21 protein-coding genes are annotated in these 22,471 nt (G+C 57.7%); 2 read left to right on the forward strand and 19 right to left on the reverse strand.

Going from position 1 to position 22,471, the window contains the following annotated elements:
- Positions 1-219: 219 nt before the first annotated feature.
- The 5 genes from mmsB to LSG25_RS02915 all read right to left on the reverse strand — a co-directional run bounded on the left by mmsB (position 220) and on the right by LSG25_RS02915 (position 4,535).
- Complete coding sequence (gene mmsB / locus LSG25_RS02895; RefSeq protein ID WP_232743219.1) at positions 220-1,104, reverse strand: 3-hydroxyisobutyrate dehydrogenase; 885 nt, start codon at positions 1,102-1,104, stop codon at positions 220-222.
- 72 nt (positions 1,105-1,176) lie between these two features.
- The gene (locus LSG25_RS02900; RefSeq protein WP_232743220.1) at positions 1,177-2,304 is read right to left on the reverse strand and encodes an enoyl-CoA hydratase/isomerase family protein; all 1,128 of its coding nucleotides are present in this window, start codon (positions 2,302-2,304) and stop codon (positions 1,177-1,179) included.
- On the reverse strand, positions 2,301-3,455 hold the full coding sequence (locus LSG25_RS02905) for an acyl-CoA dehydrogenase family protein (protein ID WP_232743221.1): 1,155 nt from the start codon (positions 3,453-3,455) through the stop codon (positions 2,301-2,303). Before LSG25_RS02905 ends, LSG25_RS02900 begins: the two co-directional genes overlap by 4 nt.
- 212 nt (positions 3,456-3,667) lie before the next feature.
- Positions 3,668-4,111: an RnfH family protein gene (locus LSG25_RS02910; protein ID WP_232743222.1), complete on the reverse strand. Its 444-nt coding sequence runs from the start codon at positions 4,109-4,111 to the stop codon at positions 3,668-3,670.
- A complete protein-coding gene (locus LSG25_RS02915; RefSeq protein ID WP_232743223.1) occupies positions 4,104-4,535 on the reverse strand; it encodes a type II toxin-antitoxin system RatA family toxin in 432 nt (143 codons plus the stop codon). Before LSG25_RS02915 ends, LSG25_RS02910 begins: the two co-directional genes overlap by 8 nt.
- Before the next feature lie 57 nt (positions 4,536-4,592).
- Between LSG25_RS02915 and smpB the strand changes: the two genes are divergently transcribed.
- Entirely contained in the window at positions 4,593-5,054 is a 462-nt protein-coding gene (smpB, locus tag LSG25_RS02920) for an SsrA-binding protein SmpB (protein ID WP_232743224.1), read from the forward strand.
- Positions 5,055-6,008: 954 nt separating this feature from the next.
- Here the strand turns inward: smpB and LSG25_RS02925 are convergent.
- From LSG25_RS02925 to ppsA, 5 genes are all read right to left on the reverse strand, one after another.
- The gene (locus LSG25_RS02925; protein ID WP_232743225.1) at positions 6,009-6,941 is read right to left on the reverse strand and encodes an SPFH domain-containing protein; all 933 of its coding nucleotides are present in this window, start codon (positions 6,939-6,941) and stop codon (positions 6,009-6,011) included.
- A 44-nt stretch (positions 6,942-6,985) separates the two neighbouring features.
- Complete coding sequence (locus tag LSG25_RS02930; protein ID WP_232744543.1) at positions 6,986-7,414, reverse strand: NfeD family protein; 429 nt, start codon at positions 7,412-7,414, stop codon at positions 6,986-6,988.
- A gap of 99 nt (positions 7,415-7,513) precedes the next feature.
- Complete coding sequence (locus LSG25_RS02935) at positions 7,514-8,188, reverse strand: methylated-DNA--[protein]-cysteine S-methyltransferase (RefSeq protein ID WP_232743226.1); 675 nt, start codon at positions 8,186-8,188, stop codon at positions 7,514-7,516.
- Positions 8,189-8,212: 24 nt separating this feature from the next.
- Entirely contained in the window at positions 8,213-9,520 is a 1,308-nt protein-coding gene (locus LSG25_RS02940; protein ID WP_232743227.1) for an NAD(P)/FAD-dependent oxidoreductase, read from the reverse strand.
- A gap of 188 nt (positions 9,521-9,708) precedes the next feature.
- Positions 9,709-12,099 (reverse strand): phosphoenolpyruvate synthase, encoded by a 2,391-nt coding sequence (ppsA, locus tag LSG25_RS02945; protein WP_232743228.1) that lies wholly within the window; start codon positions 12,097-12,099, stop codon positions 9,709-9,711.
- A 142-nt stretch (positions 12,100-12,241) separates the two neighbouring features.
- On the opposite strand from ppsA, the gene LSG25_RS02950 reads away from it, so the two are divergent.
- Entirely contained in the window at positions 12,242-13,075 is an 834-nt protein-coding gene (locus LSG25_RS02950; RefSeq protein WP_232743229.1) for a pyruvate, water dikinase regulatory protein, read from the forward strand.
- A 10-nt stretch (positions 13,076-13,085) separates the two neighbouring features.
- Here the strand turns inward: LSG25_RS02950 and LSG25_RS02955 are convergent, their stop codons facing one another.
- The 9 genes from LSG25_RS02955 to rseP form a co-directional block, all read right to left on the reverse strand.
- Positions 13,086-13,883, reverse strand: coding sequence for an RNA methyltransferase (locus LSG25_RS02955; RefSeq protein ID WP_232743230.1), 798 nt, complete (start codon positions 13,881-13,883; stop codon positions 13,086-13,088).
- Entirely contained in the window at positions 13,880-14,485 is a 606-nt protein-coding gene (gene rnhB, locus LSG25_RS02960) for a ribonuclease HII (RefSeq protein ID WP_232743231.1), read from the reverse strand. The genes LSG25_RS02955 and rnhB overlap by 4 nt, the downstream gene beginning before the upstream one ends.
- Positions 14,472-15,716, reverse strand: a complete 1,245-nt coding sequence (gene lpxB / locus LSG25_RS02965) for a lipid-A-disaccharide synthase (RefSeq protein WP_232743232.1) — start codon at positions 15,714-15,716, stop codon at positions 14,472-14,474. The genes rnhB and lpxB overlap by 14 nt, the downstream gene beginning before the upstream one ends.
- Positions 15,713-16,507, reverse strand: coding sequence for an acyl-ACP--UDP-N-acetylglucosamine O-acyltransferase (lpxA, locus tag LSG25_RS02970; RefSeq protein WP_232743233.1), 795 nt, complete (start codon positions 16,505-16,507; stop codon positions 15,713-15,715). Before lpxA ends, lpxB begins: the two co-directional genes overlap by 4 nt.
- Entirely contained in the window at positions 16,507-16,959 is a 453-nt protein-coding gene (gene fabZ / locus LSG25_RS02975; protein ID WP_232743234.1) for a 3-hydroxyacyl-ACP dehydratase FabZ, read from the reverse strand. The genes lpxA and fabZ overlap by 1 nt, the downstream gene beginning before the upstream one ends.
- A gap of 64 nt (positions 16,960-17,023) precedes the next feature.
- Positions 17,024-18,118: a UDP-3-O-(3-hydroxymyristoyl)glucosamine N-acyltransferase gene (gene lpxD / locus LSG25_RS02980; protein WP_232743235.1), complete on the reverse strand. Its 1,095-nt coding sequence runs from the start codon at positions 18,116-18,118 to the stop codon at positions 17,024-17,026.
- A gap of 6 nt (positions 18,119-18,124) precedes the next feature.
- Entirely contained in the window at positions 18,125-18,679 is a 555-nt protein-coding gene (locus LSG25_RS02985) for an OmpH family outer membrane protein (protein ID WP_232743236.1), read from the reverse strand.
- Between the two features lie 64 nt (positions 18,680-18,743).
- A complete protein-coding gene (bamA, locus tag LSG25_RS02990; RefSeq protein WP_232743237.1) occupies positions 18,744-21,080 on the reverse strand; it encodes an outer membrane protein assembly factor BamA in 2,337 nt (778 codons plus the stop codon).
- Positions 21,081-21,133: 53 nt separating this feature from the next.
- Positions 21,134-22,468, reverse strand: coding sequence for an RIP metalloprotease RseP (gene rseP, locus LSG25_RS02995; RefSeq protein ID WP_232743238.1), 1,335 nt, complete (start codon positions 22,466-22,468; stop codon positions 21,134-21,136).
- Positions 22,469-22,471 lie beyond the last annotated feature (3 nt).

Genomic DNA, 22,471 nt, shown 5'->3' on the forward strand with positions numbered 1-22,471 from the left:
AGGGCCCGCCGAAAGCCCCCGCCTTCCCTTCGTCAGCACCCGGCGCTGGACTACCGCCGGACTGCACAGCACCGCCCACCCTGCGGCTTGCGTTGAGGTAATGCATAGAGAGATGCGTTGAAGCGTCGGGCGCTTAGTAAATCCAAAGTTTGGCACATCGTGGTGTGGTGGCCACGCGATAGAGGCTTGAGTGCGGGCACTAGTGCCCGCCCTGTTCCTTTATTTCTTGAACAGATTCAATATGCTGGAAAAGTCCAGCTTGCCGTTGCCCTGTGCGCTATGCAGGGAATACAGATTGCGCGCCAGTTCGCCCAAAGGCACCGATGCGCGGGCATGCAGCGCCGATTCGGCGGCCAGCCCCAAATCCTTCAGCATCAAATCGACGCCGAAGCCGCCCGCATAGCCTTTGGAAGCGGGCGCATTTTCCATAACCCCGGGCCAGGGGTTATACAGTTCGGTAGCCCAGTTGCGGCCCGAACTTTTCGCGATGATGTCGGACAGCACCTTGGGATCGAGACCGCTGGCCACACCCAAAGCCAGGGCTTCGGAAGTACCGGCCATCAGGATGCCCAACAGCATGTTGTTGCAGATCTTGGCCACCTGCCCCGCTCCGGCCGCGCCGGCATGGAAAATATTCTTGCCCATTTTCTCCAGATAAGGATTGGCCGCCGCCAGCGCATCCGCATCGCCGCCCACAATAAAAGTCAGCGTACCGGCCACCGCACCTCCGGTACCGCCGGAAACCGGAGCATCGATCATGCGTATGCCACGTGTCTTGGCCGCATCGGCGACCTTGCGTGCCGACTCGGCGGATATCGTGCTGCACTCGATCACCAGCGTGGACGTATCGATATGGGCAAGCAAATCGGTATCGCCCAGATACAAGCCCTCGACGTGCTGGCTGGCAGGGAGCATGGAAATAACCACCTCGGCTTTCTTGACCGCTTCTTTGGCCGTTCCCGCGGCATGGGCTCCGGCATCGGTCAGGGTTTTTATGGCGGCGGGCACCAGGTCGAACACGACCAGATCGTGCCCGGCCTTGACCAGATTCAGGGCCATCGGCCCACCCATATGGCCCAATCCGATAAATGCAATGCGACTCATTTTGTCTCCTTTGTTATGACGTGTATTCAATTTATCTGTTGCTGAAGTACCGAATGATAATCCTCGCGCCCGTCAGGTTCCCAGGTCCGCCAGGGGATGGGCTTGCGAATCCGGCCAGGGTGAAGCAAAGAATCGCTGTACCCATTCATCAGTGGCCTGGTCCAGGCTGGCCGGATTCCATTTGGGCTGTTTGTCTTTATCGATGAGCAAGGCGCGTATGCCTTCCTGGAAGTCGCCTTCGACTCCGCAATGCAGCGACACGATATATTCCTGCCGGAACACGTCGGCCAGGGACATCAGGCGCACCCGGCTCAACAATGCAAAGCAAAGGCGAGCCGATCCCGGGGCGCCGGCCTTGAATGTGCCGGCGGCGCGTTTAAGCCAGGCATCGTCGTTGCCGGCCAGGCTCGCTATATTGGCGCAGACCGCAGCGAAGTCCGGTCCGTCGCATAACGCGTTGACTTGCGCATAATATTTTTGCAGCGGCCCTGCCGGCAACTCTGCCTGGAAGGATTGCAGAACATGGCCCAATTGCACGTCGTTGTCGGCGCGGAATTCGTTCCATGGCCGCGCCTGGATTTGCGCCATGAGCTCGGGCCACTTGGCCGATTCCAGCGTGTAGTCGGCCAGGCCCAGCATGCGTAAATCGCTTGCGCCCAACTGCGCTCCGGTCAGGGCCAGGAATACTCCAATGCCGCGCGGCAAGCGGCCAAGCATCCATGTGCCGCCCACGTCGGGGAAAAGCCCAATGGTGATTTCCGGCATGGCAAAACGCGTGGTGTCGCTGACCACTCTATGGCTTGCGCCCATCATCAGGCCTACGCCGCCGCCCATGACGATGCCGCTGCCCCAACACAATACGGGCTTGGGATAGGTGTGGATTTGATAATCCAGGCGATACTCGACATCGAAAAACTGGCGCGCATAGGCGTTGTTCCAGGCCTGGCCGCTTTGATTGTCCTGCATGGCCCGGTACAGGCCATGCAAATCGCCGCCGGCGCAAAAAGCCTTGTCGCCCGCCCCTTTCAAGATCACGAATGCAATCGAAGCATCGCGCTCCCACTGATTTAGCTGTTCGGCCAGCAAGCGGCACATTTCCAATGACAGACCGTTCAGGGTTTGCGGGCTGTTCAGCGTGGCGACTCCGACGCGTTTGTGATTGGCGGTAGATAAAACCTCGAATTGCACCGGGGAATTCATCGGATGTCCGCTCCTTTTTCAAGTACTTGCCGGGCCACGATAACACGCATGATTTCGTTGGTGCCCTCAAGGATTTGATGTACACGGCTGTCGCGCACCAGACGCTCCAGCGGGTAATCTTTCAGATAACCATAGCCGCCATGAATTTGCTGGGCATCCAGGCAAACCTGGAACCCCAGGTCGGTTGCCAGCCGTTTGGCCATGGCGCAGTAGGTAGCGGCCTGGGGATCCTGCTTGTCGAGCTTGGCGGCGGCCAGGCGCACCATTTGACGGGAAGCGACGATGTGGGTCAGCATATCGGCCAATTTGAACTGCAGGGCCTGGAAGCTGGCCAGAGGCTGATCGAACTGACGGCGCTCTCCCATGTACCGGCGCGCGGCGTCGTAGGCGCCCTGGGCCGCACCGACCGAGCAGGTGGCGATATTGATGCGGCCGCCATCCAGCCCTTTCATGGCAAAGGTAAATCCCTGCCCCTCGCTGCCCAGCAGGTTCTCGGCCGGGACTTCGACATTCTCAAAAGTGATGGAACGCGTCGATTGGCTATTCCAGCCCATTTTCTCTTCTTTGCGCCCGTAGGTAATACCCGGCAAATCCGCCGGGACGACAAAAGCCGAAATTCCTCTGGCGCCCGGCCCGCCCGTACGCGCCATCACCACCAGCACATCGGTGTCGCCGGCACCAGAAATAAAGGCCTTGGTGCCATTGAGTACGTAGCTTTGGCCGCGTTTTTCGGCGCGTGTGGCAAGCGCAGCGGCATCCGAGCCTGCACCCGGTTCAGTCAGGCAGTACGACGCCAGCTTTTCGCCTGACGCCAACAATGGCCCCCACGCATCGCGCACACTCGCGCTGGCCCATGACCCGATCATCCAGGTAGCCATATTGTGAATAGTGAGAAACGCGGTGGTCGACGGATCGTAGGCGGCCATTTCCTCGAAGACCAGTGTGGCATCCAGACGAGGCAAATCGAGTCCGCCTATGGATTCTGGAGCATAAATGGCGCAGAAACCCAAAGCGCCGGCCTGGGCAAAAGCCTCGCGCGGGAATATGCTCTCGGCATCCCACTTTGCGGCGTTGGGGGCCAGTTCACCGATCGCAAACTCTCGGGCGGCCTGAGCAAACGCCTGTTGCTCATCATTGAGGTGAAAATCCATGAATTGTCTCTCTTTTGAATGTCATCGCGAGCATAACAAAGGCTTGCGCAGGATGCACAACGAAAACAGACGAGGCTGTCTTTCAGTTTTTTAATATAGCACCGGCAATGCTGCAAGCCCGGTCGCTGCTCAGACAACGATAACGTCTTACGCGATTTCTTTTTGTCATATGAGCGACAATCCACACCTGGAAAGACGCGTGGTGCGCGCATCTACTCTTTTGTGTCCGCCGAATCCGGCGCCGTCAGGTGTTCCGTGCGCGCCTGAGCGGCAAGCTTGGCTTTACGCCGTTTTGGACGATTTTTCGATTTGGTCATGAATGCCTTGCGGTGCACCGCGCGCCGCCGTCGCGACTCCAGGGGATCGAAGGTGAGCGCGCGATAAATTTCCAGGCGGTCGCCGTCGGCCAGGCGACGTTCCGGAACGCAGATTTCCCCGTAAACGCCCATGGCCAGTACATCGGAGGAAAAATTGGGAAAGTGCCGGGCAAACCCGCTGAGCTCCAGCGCCTGCGCAGCCGTGGTTCCGGCGGGCAGGCGCAAATCTTCCTGCCAGATCCGGTGCGGCTCCGCATAAACGATCTGAATACTGATTTGGCCGGAATCGGCGGGAATTGGAGCTGTTTCAAGCCCTTCCATGCCGCTTTTTTCAGTCATAGCGGGATTGAGCCCGATTCGTGAACGAGTCGATGAAGCTGGTGGCGATTCTGTTGAACACTGGCCCCACTACCGCCTCGAGTGCCCGGCTGGAAAACGCATATTCCATGGTGTAGACCACTTTGCAGGCATCTTCGGCAAGCGCATTGAATTCCCACTTGCCCGTCAAGGCCGAAAAAGGCCCGTCGACCAGGTGAAATGTAATCAGGCGTGGATAGTCGTGGTCATTGCGCGTGCTGAAGGTTTGTTTGATGCCGGCGAAACTGATGATGATGGACGCCCGCATGCCGTGCTCGTCGTGCTCGTGCACGCTCGCTCCCCCGCACCAGGGCATGAATTCGGGGTATTTTTCAACATCGGCGACCAGATCGAACATCTGTGCGCAGCTATACGGGACCAGGACGGAGCGTTGTACGGTGTGCATCGAATGTGGTTAATGGATAGAATGTCTTGATTTTACCTTCTATAGCAGCATTGATTCATGACCATTGTCGACAACCGCAAAGCAACGCACGATTATTTTATCGAAGACCGCTTCGAAGCTGGCCTCGTGCTTGAAGGCTGGGAAGTCAAAGCCATAAGGGCGGGCCATGTGCAAATCAAGGAAAGCTACGTCATTGTGCGTAATGCCGAACTGTGGATTGTTGGCATGCATATCAGCCCGCTGGCCACCGCCTCGACTCACATCAACCCCGAATCGACGCGCACACGCAAGCTTTTGCTCAAGGCGGAAGAAATCAGCAAGCTCATAGGCAAGGTCGAACAACGCGGCTACACCCTGGTACCTCTGAACCTGCATTATAAAAACAGCCGGGTCAAGCTGGATTTCGGCCTGGGCCGCGGCAAGAAACTGCACGACAAGCGCGACACCGCCCGCGAAAAGGATTGGCAGCGCGAGAAAGAACAAATCATGAAGCACGATACGCGCCGACGCGACGATTAGAACGTGCGCAAGCGCGATATCTCGTAGAGATTCTATTGCAAGGCAATGACGCGGCTTTAGTGCATTTTTGGTTCGAGCGTTTACCGCGCTGAATGCGTTTCAGTCGATTTTTTTGAGCCGTTCGTTCAGGTTTGAGCTTATTGCTTTGTACTTTCTTTGGACGGTAGTTCTATAAAGACGCCGCAGGGTGGGCGGTGCGGTACAGTCCGGCACGTCCAGCGGTCGTGGTGCTGCGCACCCCGACTGCCCGGGTCTGCCTCGTCCAGGCGGGCGTCGGGCCAACTCACTGCGCCGCTGGCGCGGCTCCGTTCAAACAGGGCCCGCCGACAGCCCCCGCCTTCCCTTCGTCAGCCCCCGGCGCTGGACTACCGCCGGACTGCACCGCACCGCCCACCCTGCGGCTCGCGTTGAGGAAATGCATCGAGGTATATGTTGGGGAAGCCGCGTTGAGCCAATCACAGGCTACGTTGCAGCGGTGAGTGCTTTTAGTACATCCAGTCGTCAATCGAGGTAGATGTGGCCACGTGATGGAGGCATGAGTGCGGGCACGTAAATTCCGGGCATCTCGTGATGCAACTCCCAGCATGCCATTACGTGAGCCGTCTATTGGGGCTTGGGGTCAGGACCGGCGTAAGGCGTGCGCCGGATGCTACCGTAGGGAAGGCGGGGGATGTCGGCGGGCCCTGTTTGAACGCAGCCGCGCCAGCGGCGTAGTGAGTTGGCCCGACGCCCGCCTGGACGAGGTAGATCCGGATCAAGCACGCCGTGCCGGCCCTGACCCCAAGCCCCAATAGACGGCGTCTTTAAATACCAAACCGTAAATACCAATACCCATCCATCAAAGAATGCCGTAAACACTCGAACCAAAAATGCCCTGGATATCGCTATGGGCATCAATAGACCGAGTCGAAGCGAGCCCTGGTACACCCGCTCCAATTCGCACAAACGATGCCGTCAAGAGGCTTTACTGGTGCTTTTAACCACTGCCATGGCGGTAGCGATCATGCCGCCCATATCGGATAGATTGGCAGGCAAAATCAGAGTATTGCCGGTTTTGGCAACATTGCCAAAAGCCTCGATATAGCGTTCGGCCACTTTCAAATTGACGGCTTCCATGCCACCCGGCTGGCGAACCGCCTCGGCCACCTGGGTAATGGCTTTGGCGGTGGCCTCGGCAACCGTCAGCACGGCGGTGGCCTCACCTTGCGCCTGGTTGATTTGCGCCTGCTTTTCGCCTTCGGAGCGCGCTATGAAAGCCTCTCGCTCGCCGGTCGCAATATTGATTTGTTCCTGGCGCCGCCCCTCGGATGCCGCAATCAGCGCGCGTTTTTCACGTTCCGCCGTGATCTGCGCCTGCATGGCGCGCAAAATTTCATTGGGCGGAGTCAAATCCTTGATTTCGTAGCGCAACACCTTGACACCCCAGTTCAGCGCGGCTTCATCCAGCGAAGCGACAATGGTGCTGTTGATGATGTCCCGCTCTTCGAAGGTGCGGTCGAGCTCCATCTTGCCGATCACCGACCGCAACGTGGTTTGCGACAACTGGGTAATCGCCGAAATATAGTTGGACGAACCGTACGAGGCGCGCATGGGATCGGTTACCTGAAAGTACAACACGCCGTCCACCTGCAACTGAGTGTTGTCGCGGGTAATGCACACCTGGCTGGGCACATCGAGAGGGATTTCCTTCAGGGAATGCTTGTACGCCACGCGCTCGATAAAGGGAATCACGAACCCCGCCCCTGGCGACAAAACCCGATCGAACTTGCCCAGGCGCTCTATGACCCATGCATGCTGCTGGGGAACAATTGCAATCGCTTTGATGACCACGACAAATACCAGCAGCACAATCACGATCAGGACTATCGTAGAAATATCGATTTCCATATTCACCACCTTTTGAAAAAACGGCAGCCGCGCGCGCGGCATGCTTAATGTGTCGGAATCGACGGCTCGACAATCAGCGTGGACCCTTGAATTTCGACGATGCAATGGGGGCCGGGCTGTTTGCCAGCCCCGGCCAGCAAACGAACTTGCCAATATGCGCCGCGATACCACACACGGGCGGTATTGTCGTCAGCCCATGATTGCACGTCGACGGTCTGGCCTATATCGAGATTGACGTTCTGATTGCGGGAGGCGTTGATTTCCGCCTTTTTGAGCACCCCGGTTTTACGTAATACCAGCAAGCCGACTGTCGTGACAAGCGCGACCACAACGATCTGCCATGCCAGATCGGCCCCCAGCAAGGCAGCAAGGCCGCCTGCGGCAAGCCCGAGTGCGAACAGCAACAAATAAAACGTGCCGGTCATGACCTCGCCGATGAGCGCGAGTGCCGCGAATCCAAACCAGAACCACATTGCTCCGCCCTCCAGCGTAATGACCACCTTGTTCAAACCGCAGCCCGTCAGGCCACGATTCAAGCACAGTCTTGATTGTACCTGCCCGGCGGCCCGTGTTTACCGCAAAGTGAAGCCTTCCAGCTCCAGCAAGGCATATTTGCGCTCAAGGCCGCCGGTATATCCCGTCAAGGTGCCGGTGCCGGACAAAACCCGGTGGCAGGGAATGATGATTGTGATGGGGTTGCGTCCTACGGCGGTTCCTACAGGCCGGCCATGCCGGGCGGACAGGCCTGCCGTACGCGCCACATCGCCGTATGCAACAGTCTGGCCATAGGGGATCGTCAATAAAGCGTCCCAAACCTTTTTCTGAAAGTCCGTACCCGATACCGCCAGCGGGACGCTGAACGTCTTGCGCCGCCCTGCAAAATACTCATGCAGTTCTGATTGAGTTTGTTTGAACAAGGCCAAGGTTGCCGCGGGTGTTTCTGTTTGCAGTAGTTGCCAGCCGCCCGATTCATCTGCCATTGTGTCGACCAATGCCTTGTCGGCCGAATAGCCGGACCCCAGGCCGAACAGATTGCCTGCTGCATTTTTGTAAGCCTTGAATTTCCTGATTGCCAGGCCGTCCATCATTCCCGCCGAGGGCCTTCCCGCACTGGGTGAATGCGCCGGAACGCCGTCAACCACAGGGCAATCGGCCTGGCCTGTAAAATACAGTCCGCTGAGCAGTTGCCCTTCGGAGCAAAGCAGAATCGGCCCTAGCGGCGACGCTATTTGTGCGTGAAATGTCATGTTTCCCCCGCTCTACCTGATTGACTAATGAAGCTTCACTCTTGGCGCCCCGCGTTTGAGGAACAGCCGCCCTATCGCCAGAAAACCTGTACGCACGATCCCCAGGAAGGCCAGGTGATGCATCAAGTGCAGGCTCATGTACATGAGCCGCGCAAAAACGCCTTCTACAAACAGGCCCTTGCCTGTGAGCACACCCATCAGGCTGCCGACACCGCGGCTGTGTCCAATCGAGACCAGGGAGCCATAATCCTTGTAGCGAAACTCGCCGGACTCGGACGGAGCCCCCTGGATCCGACTCGCCAGGATCGGGCGCAGAAAAGCGGCCTGCTGGTGGGCAACCTGGGCACGCGCGGGAAGAAAAGCCCCTTCATCGCCCCAGGAAGCCTGGGCGCAGTCTCCGATTGCAAACACGGATGGGTCGCTGGTGCAAAGTCGCTTGTCGACAAGCACCTGGTTGATGCGATTGCAGGCCAAACCCAACTGGGCCAGAAAGGCCGGCGCTTTTATACCTGCCGCCCATACGCATAAATCGGCGGGATAGCATTCGCCCTGGCTGTCATGCAGGGAATGGGCGTCAACCGATGCAATGCGCACAGAGGTTTTTATGGTTACGCCGCGCGCTTGCAGCAGTTGCTGTGCCGCTGTGGACATTTTTTCGGGCAAGGCTGATAGGATACGTGGAGCGCCTTCCAGCAAGGTGATCTGCACATCTTTTGCCGGGTCGAGATTTTCAAGGCCGTAAAACGCCACGTCCGCGCAAGCCTGCGTCAGCTCGGCTGCAAGCTCCACTCCGGTGGCGCCCGCCCCCACAATGGCAATGTTCAGCACATGGCCGGGATTTTCCGCCTTGCTGCGATCCGCCTTGGCCAAGGCATGCAGCAGCTTGAGCCGGAATCTTTCCGCCTGGTCGGTAGAATCCAGCGCCTGGGCAAATTCGCTCGCTCCCGGGGTTTCAAAAAAATTGGATTTGCTACCTACGGCCAGAACCAAAGTGTCATAGCTTAGATTTCGGGCAGGAAACACCTCTTCTTGCTGCTCGCCCAGAACAGGCATCAGGCTGACGATTTTCGCTTCGCAATCGATATGCGCCATCTCGCCCCGGATGAATGTAAAGCCGCAGTCCTTGGCAAGCATGAAGTACGACAAGCCTTCACGGTGTATATCGAGTGTGCCGGCAGCCACCTCATGAAGCGAGGGCTTCCAGATATGATAGGCCGCCCGATCGATCAGCACGATATGCCCGGGACCGAACCGGCCACCCAGTTTCGCTGCAAGCTCAAGGCCGCCGGCGCCGCCGCCAACAATAACGACTTTGTAAGGATTAACCTTCATGCGCTGCATCCTGTATGTATTTCAATAGAGAAAACCAATACCGCCAAGCCAACACACTCGGGCAATCACCACGCAGCTGCGGCCCATAAATAATAAACCCCCGCATAAAACGAGGGTTTGCGGCCGGTGCAAGAGCAGGCTGGCCTGTCTTGCACCGGCCCCGACGGGCTTATAACGCGCAACCGCGTTTAGGCCGCCGCGCTTTGAACCGCCTCTTGCTCGGCCAGACGCTTCCAGGTATCCACCACTGTATCGGGGTTGAGCGACATGGAGAGGATCCCCTCGTCGCGCAGCCATTGAGCCAGATCGGGATGGTCGCTGGGGCCTTGGCCGCAAATCCCCACGTACTTGCCGGCGTTCAGGCATGCCTTGACGGCACGACTCAGCATGAACTTGACCGCGGCGTCGCGCTCATCGAAATCGGCTGCCAGCAGTTCCATGCCCGAATCGCGGTCCAGACCCAGTGTCAGTTGAGTCATGTCATTGGAACCTATCGAGAAACCGTCGAAATAGCGCAGGAACTCATCGGCCAGAATCGCATTCGAAGGCACTTCGCACATCATGATCAGGCGCAGGCCGTTTTCGCCGCGAGCCAGGCCATGCCTGGACAACAGATCGACCACCTTGGCCGCCTGCGGCAATGTCCGTACGAACGGCACCATGATTTCGACGTTGGTCAGGCCCATTTCGTCGCGGACTTTCTTGAGGGCCTCGCATTCCATGCGAAAGCACCCTTCGAACTCGGCGGAAATGTAACGCGACGCGCCGCGAAAGCCCAGCATGGGGTTTTCTTCTTCCGGCTCGTAGCGGGAACCCCCGACCAGCTTGCGGTATTCATTGGACTTGAAATCCGACAAGCGCACGATAACGGGTTTGGGGTAGAACGCGGCAGCAATGGTGGCAATGCCTTCAGCCAGTTTTTCCACAAAAAATGCGCGCGGGCTGGCGTAGCCGCGTGCCGCGGATTCGACCGCCTTTTTAAGTTCGGCATCGACGTTGGGGTAATCGAGCACCGCCTTGGGATGCACATTGATATTATTGTTGATGATGAATTCAAGCCGCGCCAGCCCCACACCGTGATTGGGGATCTGGGAGAAATCGAAAGCCAGCTGAGGATTGCCGACATTCATCATGACCTTCAGGCCGATATCGGGCATTTCCCCCCACTGGACCTCTTCGATCTCGGTTTCGATCAGGCCATCGTAAATACGGCCTTCGTCACCTTCGGCGCAGGAAACCGTGACTTCCTTGCCGTTGTCCAGCACCGAAGTGGCATTGGCGCATCCGACGACCGCGGGGATTCCGAGTTCACGAGCAATAATGGCGGCATGGCAAGTGCGGCCTCCGCGATTCGTGACGATTGCCGAGGCCATTTTCATGACCGGCTCCCAGTTCGGATCGGTCATGTCGGTAACCAGCACATCGCCGGGCCGGACTTGATCCATTTCGGAGATATCGGCCACGATCCTGACTTTGCCCGACCCGATTTTCTGACCGATTGCCCGACCCGTGATCAGGACGTCGCCGGTGGCCTTGAGGCGATAGCGTTCTTGAACATCGTGCTGGTTTTGCTGCGATTTGACCGTTTCGGGCCGCGCCTGCAAGATATAGATCTTGCCGTCGATGCCATCGCGGCCCCATTCGATGTCCATGGGGCGCTGGTAGTGTTTTTCGATGATGACCGCGTAGCGCGCAAGCTCGATGATTTCGTCGTCGCTCAGCGAGTAGCGATTGCGCTCCGAAACCGGCACATCGACCGTGCGCACGGCCACGCCTGCCGTCCGCGCAGGGTCGAATTCCATTTTGATGAGCTTGGAGCCGATGCGCCGCCCAATGATCGGGTAATGGCCCGAAGCCAAGGTGGGCTTGAATACATAGAACTCGTCGGGATTGACGGCCCCTTGCACCACCGTTTCACCCAGGCCGTAAGACGAAGTGATGAACACGACATCATCGAAACCCGATTCGGTGTCCAGCGTGAACATGACGCCCGCGCTGCCGCGATCGGAGCGAACCATGCGCTGGATGCCCGCCGACAAGGCTACATCGGCGTGGGCATAGCCTTTATGCACGCGATAGGAAATGGCGCGATCGTTATACAGCGACGCAAAGACATGGCGAATTTTATCGATGACATCGTCGATGCCCACCACATTCAGGAAAGTTTCCTGCTGGCCGGCGAACGAGGCATCCGGCAAATCTTCGGCCGTGGCTGAGGAACGAACCGCGAAAGAGCCTTTGCCGTCCGCGTCGAGTTCGGCGAACGCACCGCGTATCGCCTGCTCGAACGCCGCAGGAAAAGGCGTATCGATAATCCATTGGCGGATTTCAGAGCCCGCGGCAGCCAGGGCACGCACATCTTCGGAATCAAGCGTCGACAGGCGCTCTGCAATGCGCTGGTCGAGTTCAGTCGATTTCAAGAAATCGCGAAAGGCGTCGGCGGTGGTCGCAAATCCGCCCGGGACCCTTACCCCAGCTTCTGCCAATTGGCTGATCATCTCGCCTAGCGATGCGTTTTTACCTCCTACCGAGTCGACGTCCGTCATGCGGAGCTGCTCGAAAGATACTACATAAGACATAAAGTCACCTTTGAACTATAGAAGAAAGCTTGTTTGCTTAACGCACGACCCACGCACTAACCAAACCAGCCTTGCCTAGGATAAAGGCGACTGTTAATCTTCGATTGTACCGTTTCCGATCCCCTCTGCACTATTAATTCTCATGACCGACCCCCTCATCGAACGCACCGTATTTATTGTTTCCGACAGTACAGGCATTACCGCCGAAACATTTAGTCACTCAGTGCTTTCGCAATTCGAGCAGGTCAACTTCCAGCAGATCCGCATTCCATTTATTGATAGCCCCGAAAAAGCCGCGGAGGCCGCCCATCGGATCAATCGCTGCGCTCAGGAGCAAAACCAGCCGCCCCTGGTATTCAGCACACTGGTCGACCCTGAAATCGCACTGGCAATCCGTCAGTCCAACTGCACGTTTCTGGACCTTTTCGGCACTTTCGTCCAGCATATCGAAACCGCCCTGGGCATGAAGTCGAGCCATTCGGTCGGTCGGTCGCATATGGGCGGGCTGTCCAAGCAATACAACAACCGGATCGAAGCCATCAATTTCAGCCTGGCTCATGACGACGGCCAATTCATTCACGGGCTGAAACAGTCCGATGTCATCCTGATTGGCGTTTCGCGCTGCGGAAAAACCCCGACCAGTCTTTACCTCGCCATGCAATATGCCATCAAGGCCGCCAATTTCCCCCTCATCCCCGAAGATTTCGATCGCGGTTCGCTGCCGGCCACTTTGGCGCCCTACAAGCAAAAACTGTTCGGCCTGTCCATCCAGCCCGGACGCCTGGCCGAAGTGCGCAACGAGCGGCGCCCAAACAGCGTGTATGCCTCCTTGAAGCAATGCCGCCACGAAGTCGCGGCAGCCGAGCGATTGATGCGCATGGAAAGCATACCGTGGCTGTCAACCACAACCAAATCGATTGAAGAGATCTCGACCAAAGTGCTGGAAGAAGTAGGCTTGAACCGCCGCGCCTATTAAGCCAGACCAATCAGGCTGGGGTGGCCGGCCGCCTGCCCGCGGCCAGATGCTGCCGGCGATGCTCGAACAAACAAATGGCCGCGGCCACGGCCACATTAAGCGACTCCACTCCCGCGGCTTGTGGAATGAATACGCGCCTGTCAGCCAGCGTCAGCAAAGCCGCATGCACACCCTGCCCTTCGTTGCCGACCAGCCATGCACAGCGTGCCGGCAAGGGTTGGGAATACACAGACTCGCCTTGCGCCAGTGCCGTGGCAATCAGGGGGATAGCCAGTTTTTTATATTCAACCTGCAAATCGGCGTGCTCGTATATCGACAGGGAAAAATGCGCGCCTTGCGCGCTGCGCAAAACTTTGGGCGACCAAGCGGACGCGGTACCCTCCGACAAATAAACATGCTGGATTCCGGCCGCCGCCGCGGTGCGCAACAAAGTACCCACATTGCCCGGATCCTGGATTCGATCCAGCCAGAGGCAGTTTTCGTCGATACTTGCCGGCGGCACAGGCTGGGGTGCCGCCACCAGAAAATAAACGCCCTGGCCATGCTCGACCTGGGACAGGCTGTGCATCAACCGTGCTTCGCATGTCAGCGCGACTCTGGAACTCATGGCCTGCGCCAGTTGGCTCAATTCCTTGCCATGCTGCAGGCGCTCAATATCGAACAGCGCCAGATCGGGTTCACCGTAATGGCTAAGCCAGGTCTGGCAGATATGTATCCCTTCGAGCACGATATGGCTATCGCGCTTGCCCGCCACCAGGCGGGCCAGGCGCTTGTATTGCGGGTTATCGCGCGAACTGATGTGTTTCATGGGAAAAATCGCTTGACTGGCGCGAAACTGCGGCGATGCGCCGGACAGGGCCCGTGCTCCTGCAAACGCAGCAGATGCAAAGCGGTGCCGTAGCCTTTATGCTGGTCGAAAGCATAATCCGGATAAGATTCGTGCAAAACCAGGCAATCGGCATCGCGGGCCGTCTTGGCCAAAATCGATGCGGCCGAAATCGATGCCACCTTGGCATCACCCTTCACGATGGCCTCTGCCAGACAGCCCAGCCCCACAGGCAGGCGATTGCCGTCTATCAGTGCCTTGTCGGGGGCTACCGCCAAGCCCTCGCAGGCACGGCGCATCGCCAACATGGTGGCCTGCAAGATATTCAGGCTATCGATTTCTTCCACACTGGCGCTGGCAATACACCAGGCCAGGGCCTGGTTCCGTATGGTCAGCGCCAATTGCTCACGGCGCGCCGCGGACAGTGTTTTGGAGTCGGCCAGGCCATGGATGGGCCGTTCGGGGTCAAGAATGACTGCCGCCGCGAAAACCGGGCCCGCCAAAGGCCCCCGCCCGGCTTCATCGATGCCGGCAACACGCATGCCGCCATGCGCAAGAATGTCGAATAAATCAGCCTGCTCCATGTCGAGCCTGTTCCAGGATCGCTTGGGCGGCCAGGGCGGGAGTATCGCGCCAAAGCGATTGATGCATTACGGTGAAGCGCGCGGCGATGCGCTGCGCGTAATCGCGGTCTGTCAGCGCTTTCCAGGCCGCTTCGGCCAGGGCTTCGGGAGTGGCCTCGTCCTGCAAAAGCTCGGGCACGGCAAAATCGTTCAGCAGGACATTGGGCAAGCCCACCCAGGGCACATAAGGCCTGGACTGCCCCGATTTCCATTCCATGAGGCGTCGCATCGTCGGCGACAGGACATAGGAAATCACCATGGGGCGTTTGAACAGCGCCGCTTCGAGCGTCGCCGTTCCGCTGGCGACCAGAACGGCATCGGCCGCCTCCATGGCATTCCAGGCGGCAGGCCGCGCCGCATAAGCGCTCGCGGCGGCCACATCGCTATCGGGCAAAACAACTGTTCGGCTTGCCCCCCCCGGCGCAGGCTCCTGTTCGAGCAGACGCAGATTCGCCACCGGATATTGCCGGAGAAAGAGCTCGAATTCGTGGCGGCGCTGCCGATTGACCATAGGCACAAGTATCTGCAATTTGGGATCCTGCTGCAGCAGGCGCTGCGCCGCCTGCAGAAACCGCGGCGCCAGCAATCTGATTTCCGACGCCCGGCTGCCCGGCATCAAGGCCAGGACGCGGGCGCCCTGGTCTATCCCCAAATGCTTTCTGACGGCGCCGCGATCGGGTTGCATGGGAATGATTTCGGCCAAAGGGTGCCCTACATACGTTACAGGCACTCCTTCTTTCTGGTAGATGGCCTCTTCGAATGGGAACAGGACCAGCATGTGCGATACGGCGGCCCGAATTTTATCGATTCGCTCGTAGCGCCAAGCCCATATCGAAGGTCCGACAAAATGAACGGTGGGGATGCCCGCCTGTTTAAGCTGCTGTTCCAGACGCAGATTGAAATCGGGGGCGTCAACGCCCACAAACACATCGGGAGGATGCTTGAGCCAGCGTCTTTTTACATTGAAATAGGTATTGAGCAAGCTGGGTAAGCGTTTGAAGGCATCGGCATAGCCAAAGACGGTCAGGGCATTCATGGAATGCCACATATCGAGCCGCTGTTCGAGCATCGCCGGGCCGCCTATGCCCTCGCAGCGGCTATCGGCCACGTGCCGGCCTATGCCTTGTATAACGCGCGCGGCCAGCAAGTCGCCCGATGGCTCACCTGCCACCATGCCCACGCGCAAACTCATATGCGCACAATGCCTCGGGTCGACGCCTCGAGAAAGTCGATCAGGGTTTGCAGCGCATCGCCGGCAATCGGCTGCTCGGCCTGCAGTTCGCGCATGCGTTCGACGGCCTGATCGATATTGAGCTGACGCCGATACAACAGCTTGTAGGCCTCTTTGAGCGCCGCAATCGATTCCTGGGCGTAGCCGCGGCGGCTCAGCCCTTCGGAATTAATGCCTACCGGCCGAAATGGGTCGCCGGCGCCTATTATGTAAGGCGGGATGTCCTGGCGAATCGAGCTTGTGCCTCCTATCATGGTGTGGGCGCCAATCCTGACGAACTGATGGGCCGCCGACAAGCCGCCGACTATCGCCCAATCATCGATATGGATGTGGCCCGCCAGCTGCACGCTGTTGGCGATGACCGTATGGTTTGCAATCTGGCAATCGTGGGCAATATGCACATAGGCCATGATCCAGTTGTCGTTGCCGACCCGGGTAACGCCCACGTCCTGGGCCGTGCCGGTACTGATCGTGACATACTCGCGGATAGTGTTGCCTTCGCCGATTTCAAGCCGGGTGGGCTCGCCAGCGTATTTTTTGTCCTGCGGGATTCCGCCTATGGAACAAAAACGATAAAAATTGTTGTTGGCGCCTATGGTGGTATGGCCGTCGATCACGCAATGCGGCCCCACCACGGAACCGGCGCCTATACTGACGTTCTCGCCAATGATGCTATATGGCCCGACCGTCACATCGGCAGCAAGGTTTGCTCCCGGAGCCACGATAGCCGTCGTGTGAATTAAACTTGCCATTACTCTTCCAGAGCACGAATCGCACACATGAGTTTAGCTTCGGCCGCAACCTGGCCATCGACCGTGGCCTTGCCCGAGTACTTGCAAATGGTACGGCTGATACGCTCGGCTACGACTTCGAGGCGTAGCTGGTCGCCCGGCAGAACCGGCCGACGAAACCGGGCACCGTCGACACCCACCAGATAATAGGCGATTTTCTTGTCGGCGGGATTCACCCCGCTGTCGTCTTCGAATGAAAACAAGGCGGCAGCCTGCGCCATGGCTTCGATGATCAGGACCCCTGGCATGACGGGGTGATGTGGGAAATGCCCGGTAAAGAAAGGCTCATTCATCGAGACATTTTTAATGGCTACTATGCTCTTGCCCGGAATCATCTCCAGCACCCGATCGATCAGCAGCATCGGATAGCGATGCGGCAATCGGTCCATAATTCCCTTGATATCGAGTTCCATTTTTTTTATCCTACAAGCAAGAAACGTTTGATGCGTTTACATCTTATTAAATTAATAGAGCAGGCTACAGGCTTGGATCTTCCATGGCCCTGACCCGCCGCCGCAACTGAGCCAGTTGCGACACCACGGCAGCGTTACGCTGCCATTGAGTATGGCTTGCAAACGGATATACCCCGGTATACCGGCCGGGCTCGCTGATGTTCGACGTAATGGCGGTTCCTCCCGAAATATGCACATCGTCGGCCAGAATGAGATGCCCGGAGATCATTGAGGCGCCTCCGACTGTGCAACGCCGGCCGATGTGCGTCGAGCCGGCCACGCCCACGCATGCCGCCATTGCGGTGTGGTCGCCTATGTGAACATTATGGGCGATCATGATCTGGTTATCCAGCTTGACGCCATTGCCGACAAGCGTGTCTTCAAGGGCGCCTCGGTCGATAGTCGTGTTTGCCCCGATTTCAACATCGTTGCCGATCTGGATGCCACCGATCTGGGCAATTTTTGCCCAGGCACCCGGCTCTTTGTAAGGATCTGGCGCAAAACCAAAGCCATCGGCTCCCAACACAACGCCCGCATGCAATATGGCACGATCCCCCACCTTGATGCCGTGGTACAGCGTCACCCGTGCATGCAACAGGCAATCCTGCCCTATCGCCGAGTTGGCGCCAATGATACAGCCGGGCCCCAGGCGCGAGCCGCGGCCTACTTTGGCACCCGACTCGATCACGCAGTAAGGCCCAATGCTGACATGCTCCCCAATTTCGGCCGAATCGGCAATCGTGGCACCAGGATGTATGCCGGTAGGCAGGCTGTCGAGTCGATGCTGATCGAACCACTGGGCCAGCAAGGCGTACATGAGATATGGCTGGCTGCACACGACGACACGGTAGGCGCGCTCGACCGCGGGCAAAGACTGGTATACATCGGCAGTCATGATGACCGCCGCCGCGCGGCACTCATTAAGCTGCGCCTGCAACTTCGGGTTCGAGAGAAAGCTGATTTCAGCCGGGCCTGCCGAAAGCAATGAACCCAGGCCCTGGATGGAGGGCTTGGGTTCATTTGCGGCCTCGATGATTTCGCAATCGAGGCCTACGGTATTTGCAGCCCCCAACAATTCACGCAAAGTTGGCGCCTGATCGGATGCTAGCAATACCGGCATGTGCGTTTAGCCGCCCAGGGCTTTCATCACCTGATCGGTGATGTCCACTTTGGGGCTGACCGTAACTGCGTCTTGAACGATCAGGTCGTACCCTTGGGTTTCGGCAATTTTCTTGATGGCGGCATCGGCTTTTTCAACAATGCTGGAGAACTCTTCATTGCGCCGGCGATTGAAGTCTTCCTGAAACTCGCGACGCTTGCGCTGCAGATCGGAATCCATGTCGGCCAGTTTCCGCTGGCGCTTCACGCGCTCGGATTCGGACAGTACAGGGGCATCTTTATCGAGTTTTTGTGCCTGGGCACGCAAATTGTTGGCCAGGCGCTGCAGCTCCGCGTCGCGGCTTTTGAATTCGGCTTCAATTTTAGCTTGCGCCGCTTTGGCAGGCTTGGAGTCACGAAGAATTTTTTCAGTGCTGACAAAACCGATTTTGGTTGCCTGGGCATATACCGGGGTAGCAATGGCACAAGCCGCACCCAAGGCCACCGCTAAAACAAAAGCGCGATTGCCGCGACGGACACCCTGGGTTAAAGCTGAAAGTTTTAAAGCGATTTGAGACTTCATGAAAAATCTACCTTGCAAAGGAGCAGAGAGATAAAAAAGCTATTGTGCCACTAAATGCGCGACATCAAAAACCGGTTCCGATTTGAAATTGGAATGCCTGCTTGTTGTCGCCCTGTTTGGCATTGATTGCACGACCATACGACAACTGCAGAGGGCCCAGAGGCGATTGCCAGGACAAGCCTATGCCAGCGCCGTAACGCCATCCGCACGGATCTTCGACCGAATTGCTGATACCGGCGGTGCACGTCAGGCCATTGCCATTGGACACCTTGCCCGCATCGGCGAAAAGGAACCAGCGCAGGGTGCGGTCGCGCGTTGCGCCCGGAAACGGCATATACAGCTGAACGTTGCCGACAATACGCTTCGACCCCCCCAGATAATCGTTGGTTGCCGTGTCGCGCGGCCCGAGCGACGCCCCCTCGTAGCCGCGGACCGTGCCAATGCCGCCGGCGTATACGTCTTTGATGACCGGGAAGGGTTTGCCGCCATAGCTCTTGCCCCAGTCGAACAGGCCGTTGAATGCCAGCGTGAAGCTGCGGCTTAGCGGTAAATAATATTGCTGCTGGGCACTCAGCATGTAATAGCGCAAATCCATTGTGGATATATCACCCGACAGGCGCGTATAACTGCCCTTGGTGGGAGCGATGGCGCTGTCGCGCGTATCCTTGGACCATCCCAGATTGAAAATGAAAGAATTGGTCGTTTTGCCGTACTGATTGACAAAATCGACATAGGCTTGCGGCGGTGTATCGAGCAGATTGATACTGTTGTGCTCGAAGCTGACCCCGGTGAAGACACGGTCGAACTCGGAAATGGGTACCCCGAAGTTCAAGCCCGCGCCAATAGCGGTAACCGCGTAAGTTCCTATGGTGTAGCTGGTCTCGTAAGGCGTGGTTCGGCGATAATACAAAGACGTGGTCTTGCTGATGCCGTCCTTCGTCCAGTACGGATTGGTATGCGACAACACGGCGGCCCGATTGGTTGCGCTGGTGTTGACCTGCAGCGACAAGGTGTTGCCGCTGCCGAATACGTTATCCTGGCTGATGCCGGCCGATAGAATCAATTTATCGGTAGTGCCGTAACCTACACCCAGGTTGATGAGGCCGGTGGGCTTTTCCTTGACATCCACGTTAAGGTCGACCTGGTCGGGAGAACCTGCGACCGGCGCGCTTTTAACATTGATATCGTTGAAATAGCCCAGCCGATCGATACGATCGCGCGAAGCCTTGATGCTGGTCGAGTCGTACCAGGCAGCTTCTTGCTGGCGCATTTCCCGACGTATGACTTCGTCGCGGGTACGGGTATTGCCGCCAATCTGAATGCGGCGTACGTACACTCGGCGCCCCGGATCCACGTAAAAGGTAAGGTCGGCCTCGTGCTTTTCGCGATCCAGCACCGGATTCGGATTCACATTGGCAAACGCGTAACCCAGGCTGCCCAGATAATCGATGATGGCTTTGGCTGTGGCGTTCGTTTTAGCTGCAGAAAAGGTTTCACCGCTCTTGGGTTGCACCAGCTTCTGGATTTTGTCATCCAGGCCCAGCAGGTTGCCGGCCAGCTTTACGCTGCGCAATTTGTATGGCTGGCCTTCATGAATGGTAAGCGTCACAAAGATATTGTGGCGATCGGGCGAAATCGAAACCTGGGGCGGTTCCGCGGAATACTCGAGATAGCCCCGATCGAGGTAGTACGAGCGCAGGCGTTCGACATCGCCTTCAAGCTTTTCTCGCGAGTATTTGTCGGTTCCGGTATACCAGGTCATCATGCCTGGAGTAGTCATTTCCAGCTGATCGAGCAAAGTGCCTTGCGAAAAAGCCTTATTGCCGACAATCGTAATCTGGCGAATCTTGGCCAGATCACCTTCGAAGATATCGAAACTGACCCCTACCCGATTGCGTGGCAGGGGTGTAATGATGGGATTGACTTCGACGCCATATTTGCCTTTGGACAAATATTGCTGTTTGAGTTCGAACTCGGCGCGCTCGAGCTGCGACTGGTCAAATACACGACCTTCGCCGAAGCCGACCTGACTCAGGGATTTGGTAATGGACTTGGCGTCGAATTCATGCATGCCGTTGAACGATACTGAAGCAATAGTCGGCCGTTCCTTGACTGTCACAACCAGCACATTGCCCTGGGCATCGATTTTTACGTCGTCAAAAAAACCTGAGGCATACAGGCGCTGAATGGCTTCACTGGCTTCGGCCTCGGTAAATTGTTCGCCGACTTTGACCGGCAAATAGCTGAATACCGTACCGGCATCGACACGCTGTATGCCATCGACTCGAATATCGCGCACCACAAACGGAGAAAATGCGTTGGCGAGGCCTGGGACAAGCAAAGCCGCCAATAAAACAGGCAAGGCGCGCTTGTTAAAAGAGAAATTCCGGCGAAGCGACATCCTGGAGGATCCTTGGTCGATCAAATGGTGGAGGATTGTAAGGCAGAACGCCCCTAACTGAAAAGGCGGGAAAAATCATTAAAGAACGCCAGGCCCATCAGGGCCGCCAAGAAACCCAACCCTACACGCTGCCCAGTTTCCAGCCATTTCTCCGGAACAGGCTTGCCCCGCACGATTTCGAGCAGGTAATACATCAGGTGTCCACCATCGAGCATGGGGATTGGTAACAAATTCAGCACTCCGATACTAACACTGATCAAAGCCAGAAAACCGACATAGGCCGCCAGCCCGATGCGGGCAGTCTGGCCGGCATAATCGGCAATTGTGACCGGCCCGCTCACATTGCGCAATGAAACCTGGCCCATCACCATGCGCCCCATCATTTTCAGGGAAAACCAAGCGGTTTCCGCTGTACGGGCCACTCCACGCTGCACACTGTCGAGCAGCCCGTAGCGTACCGTGACCATGGGAAAATCAGCCCCTAATAATACGCCAATACGGCCAACTTTTTTTCCGCCGGAAGCGGTTTCCGATCGAGGCGTGATGGCCAGTGTGAGGCGTGCCCCCGCACGATCCACAGTCATGTTCAGGGTATCGTTGGCGTGATCCTGGATTTCCCGCACCACGGCATCGGCGGAAGGGTTTTGTGTGGCCCCCACCGCCAGCACGATATCGCCTGCCTGCAATCCCGCCGCTGCCCCCGCGCTACCTTCGATAACCTGTGTAACAATCGGTTTGGGCGCAGCCAGGCCAAGCCCTGCCTCGGCCATCAAGTCCGGGTTTTCGGCATTGATTTTACCGGCGTTCAATCGCAGGATCCGTTCATGCCGCATGCCGTCCCGGGCATCTACCGACAACTTCGCCTGGCCGCCCGAAGTAAGCACATCGAGCAGTCGCCAGCGCACTTCGTTCCAGGACTGTACCGCGACATCGTTGACACGCGCAATACGATCGCCGCCTTCAAGGCCAGCCTGCGCGGCGGCCGTATTGGGGGCGGGCGGGGCCAGGATCGCCGCAGGCTCACGAACGCCGGCCAGGCTCAGCAAGGCATACAACACCGCGGCGAGCAGCAAATTGGCTACCGGCCCGGCCAGGACAATGGCAAAACGTTGGGCCACGTTCTTGCGATTGAACGCCTGGCTGGCTTCATCGGTGCTTGCGCCGGGCACAGGATCGTCCAGCATCTTGACATAACCGCCCAGGGGAATCGCCGACAGGGCCCACTCCGTGCCGTTGCGGTCAACGCGCTTGGCAAGCACCTTGCCAAAGCCAACCGAAAAGCGCAGCACCTTCACGCCGCAGCGGCGGGCGACCCAGTAATGGCCCAGCTCGTGAAACGTAATCAAAACCCCCAAGGCGAGGGCGAAAGCAAGCAAAGTAAATAGCATGGT

The sequence above is a fragment of the Paralcaligenes sp. KSB-10 genome (assembly GCF_021266465.1).
GTDB lineage: Bacteria > Pseudomonadota > Gammaproteobacteria > Burkholderiales > Burkholderiaceae_B.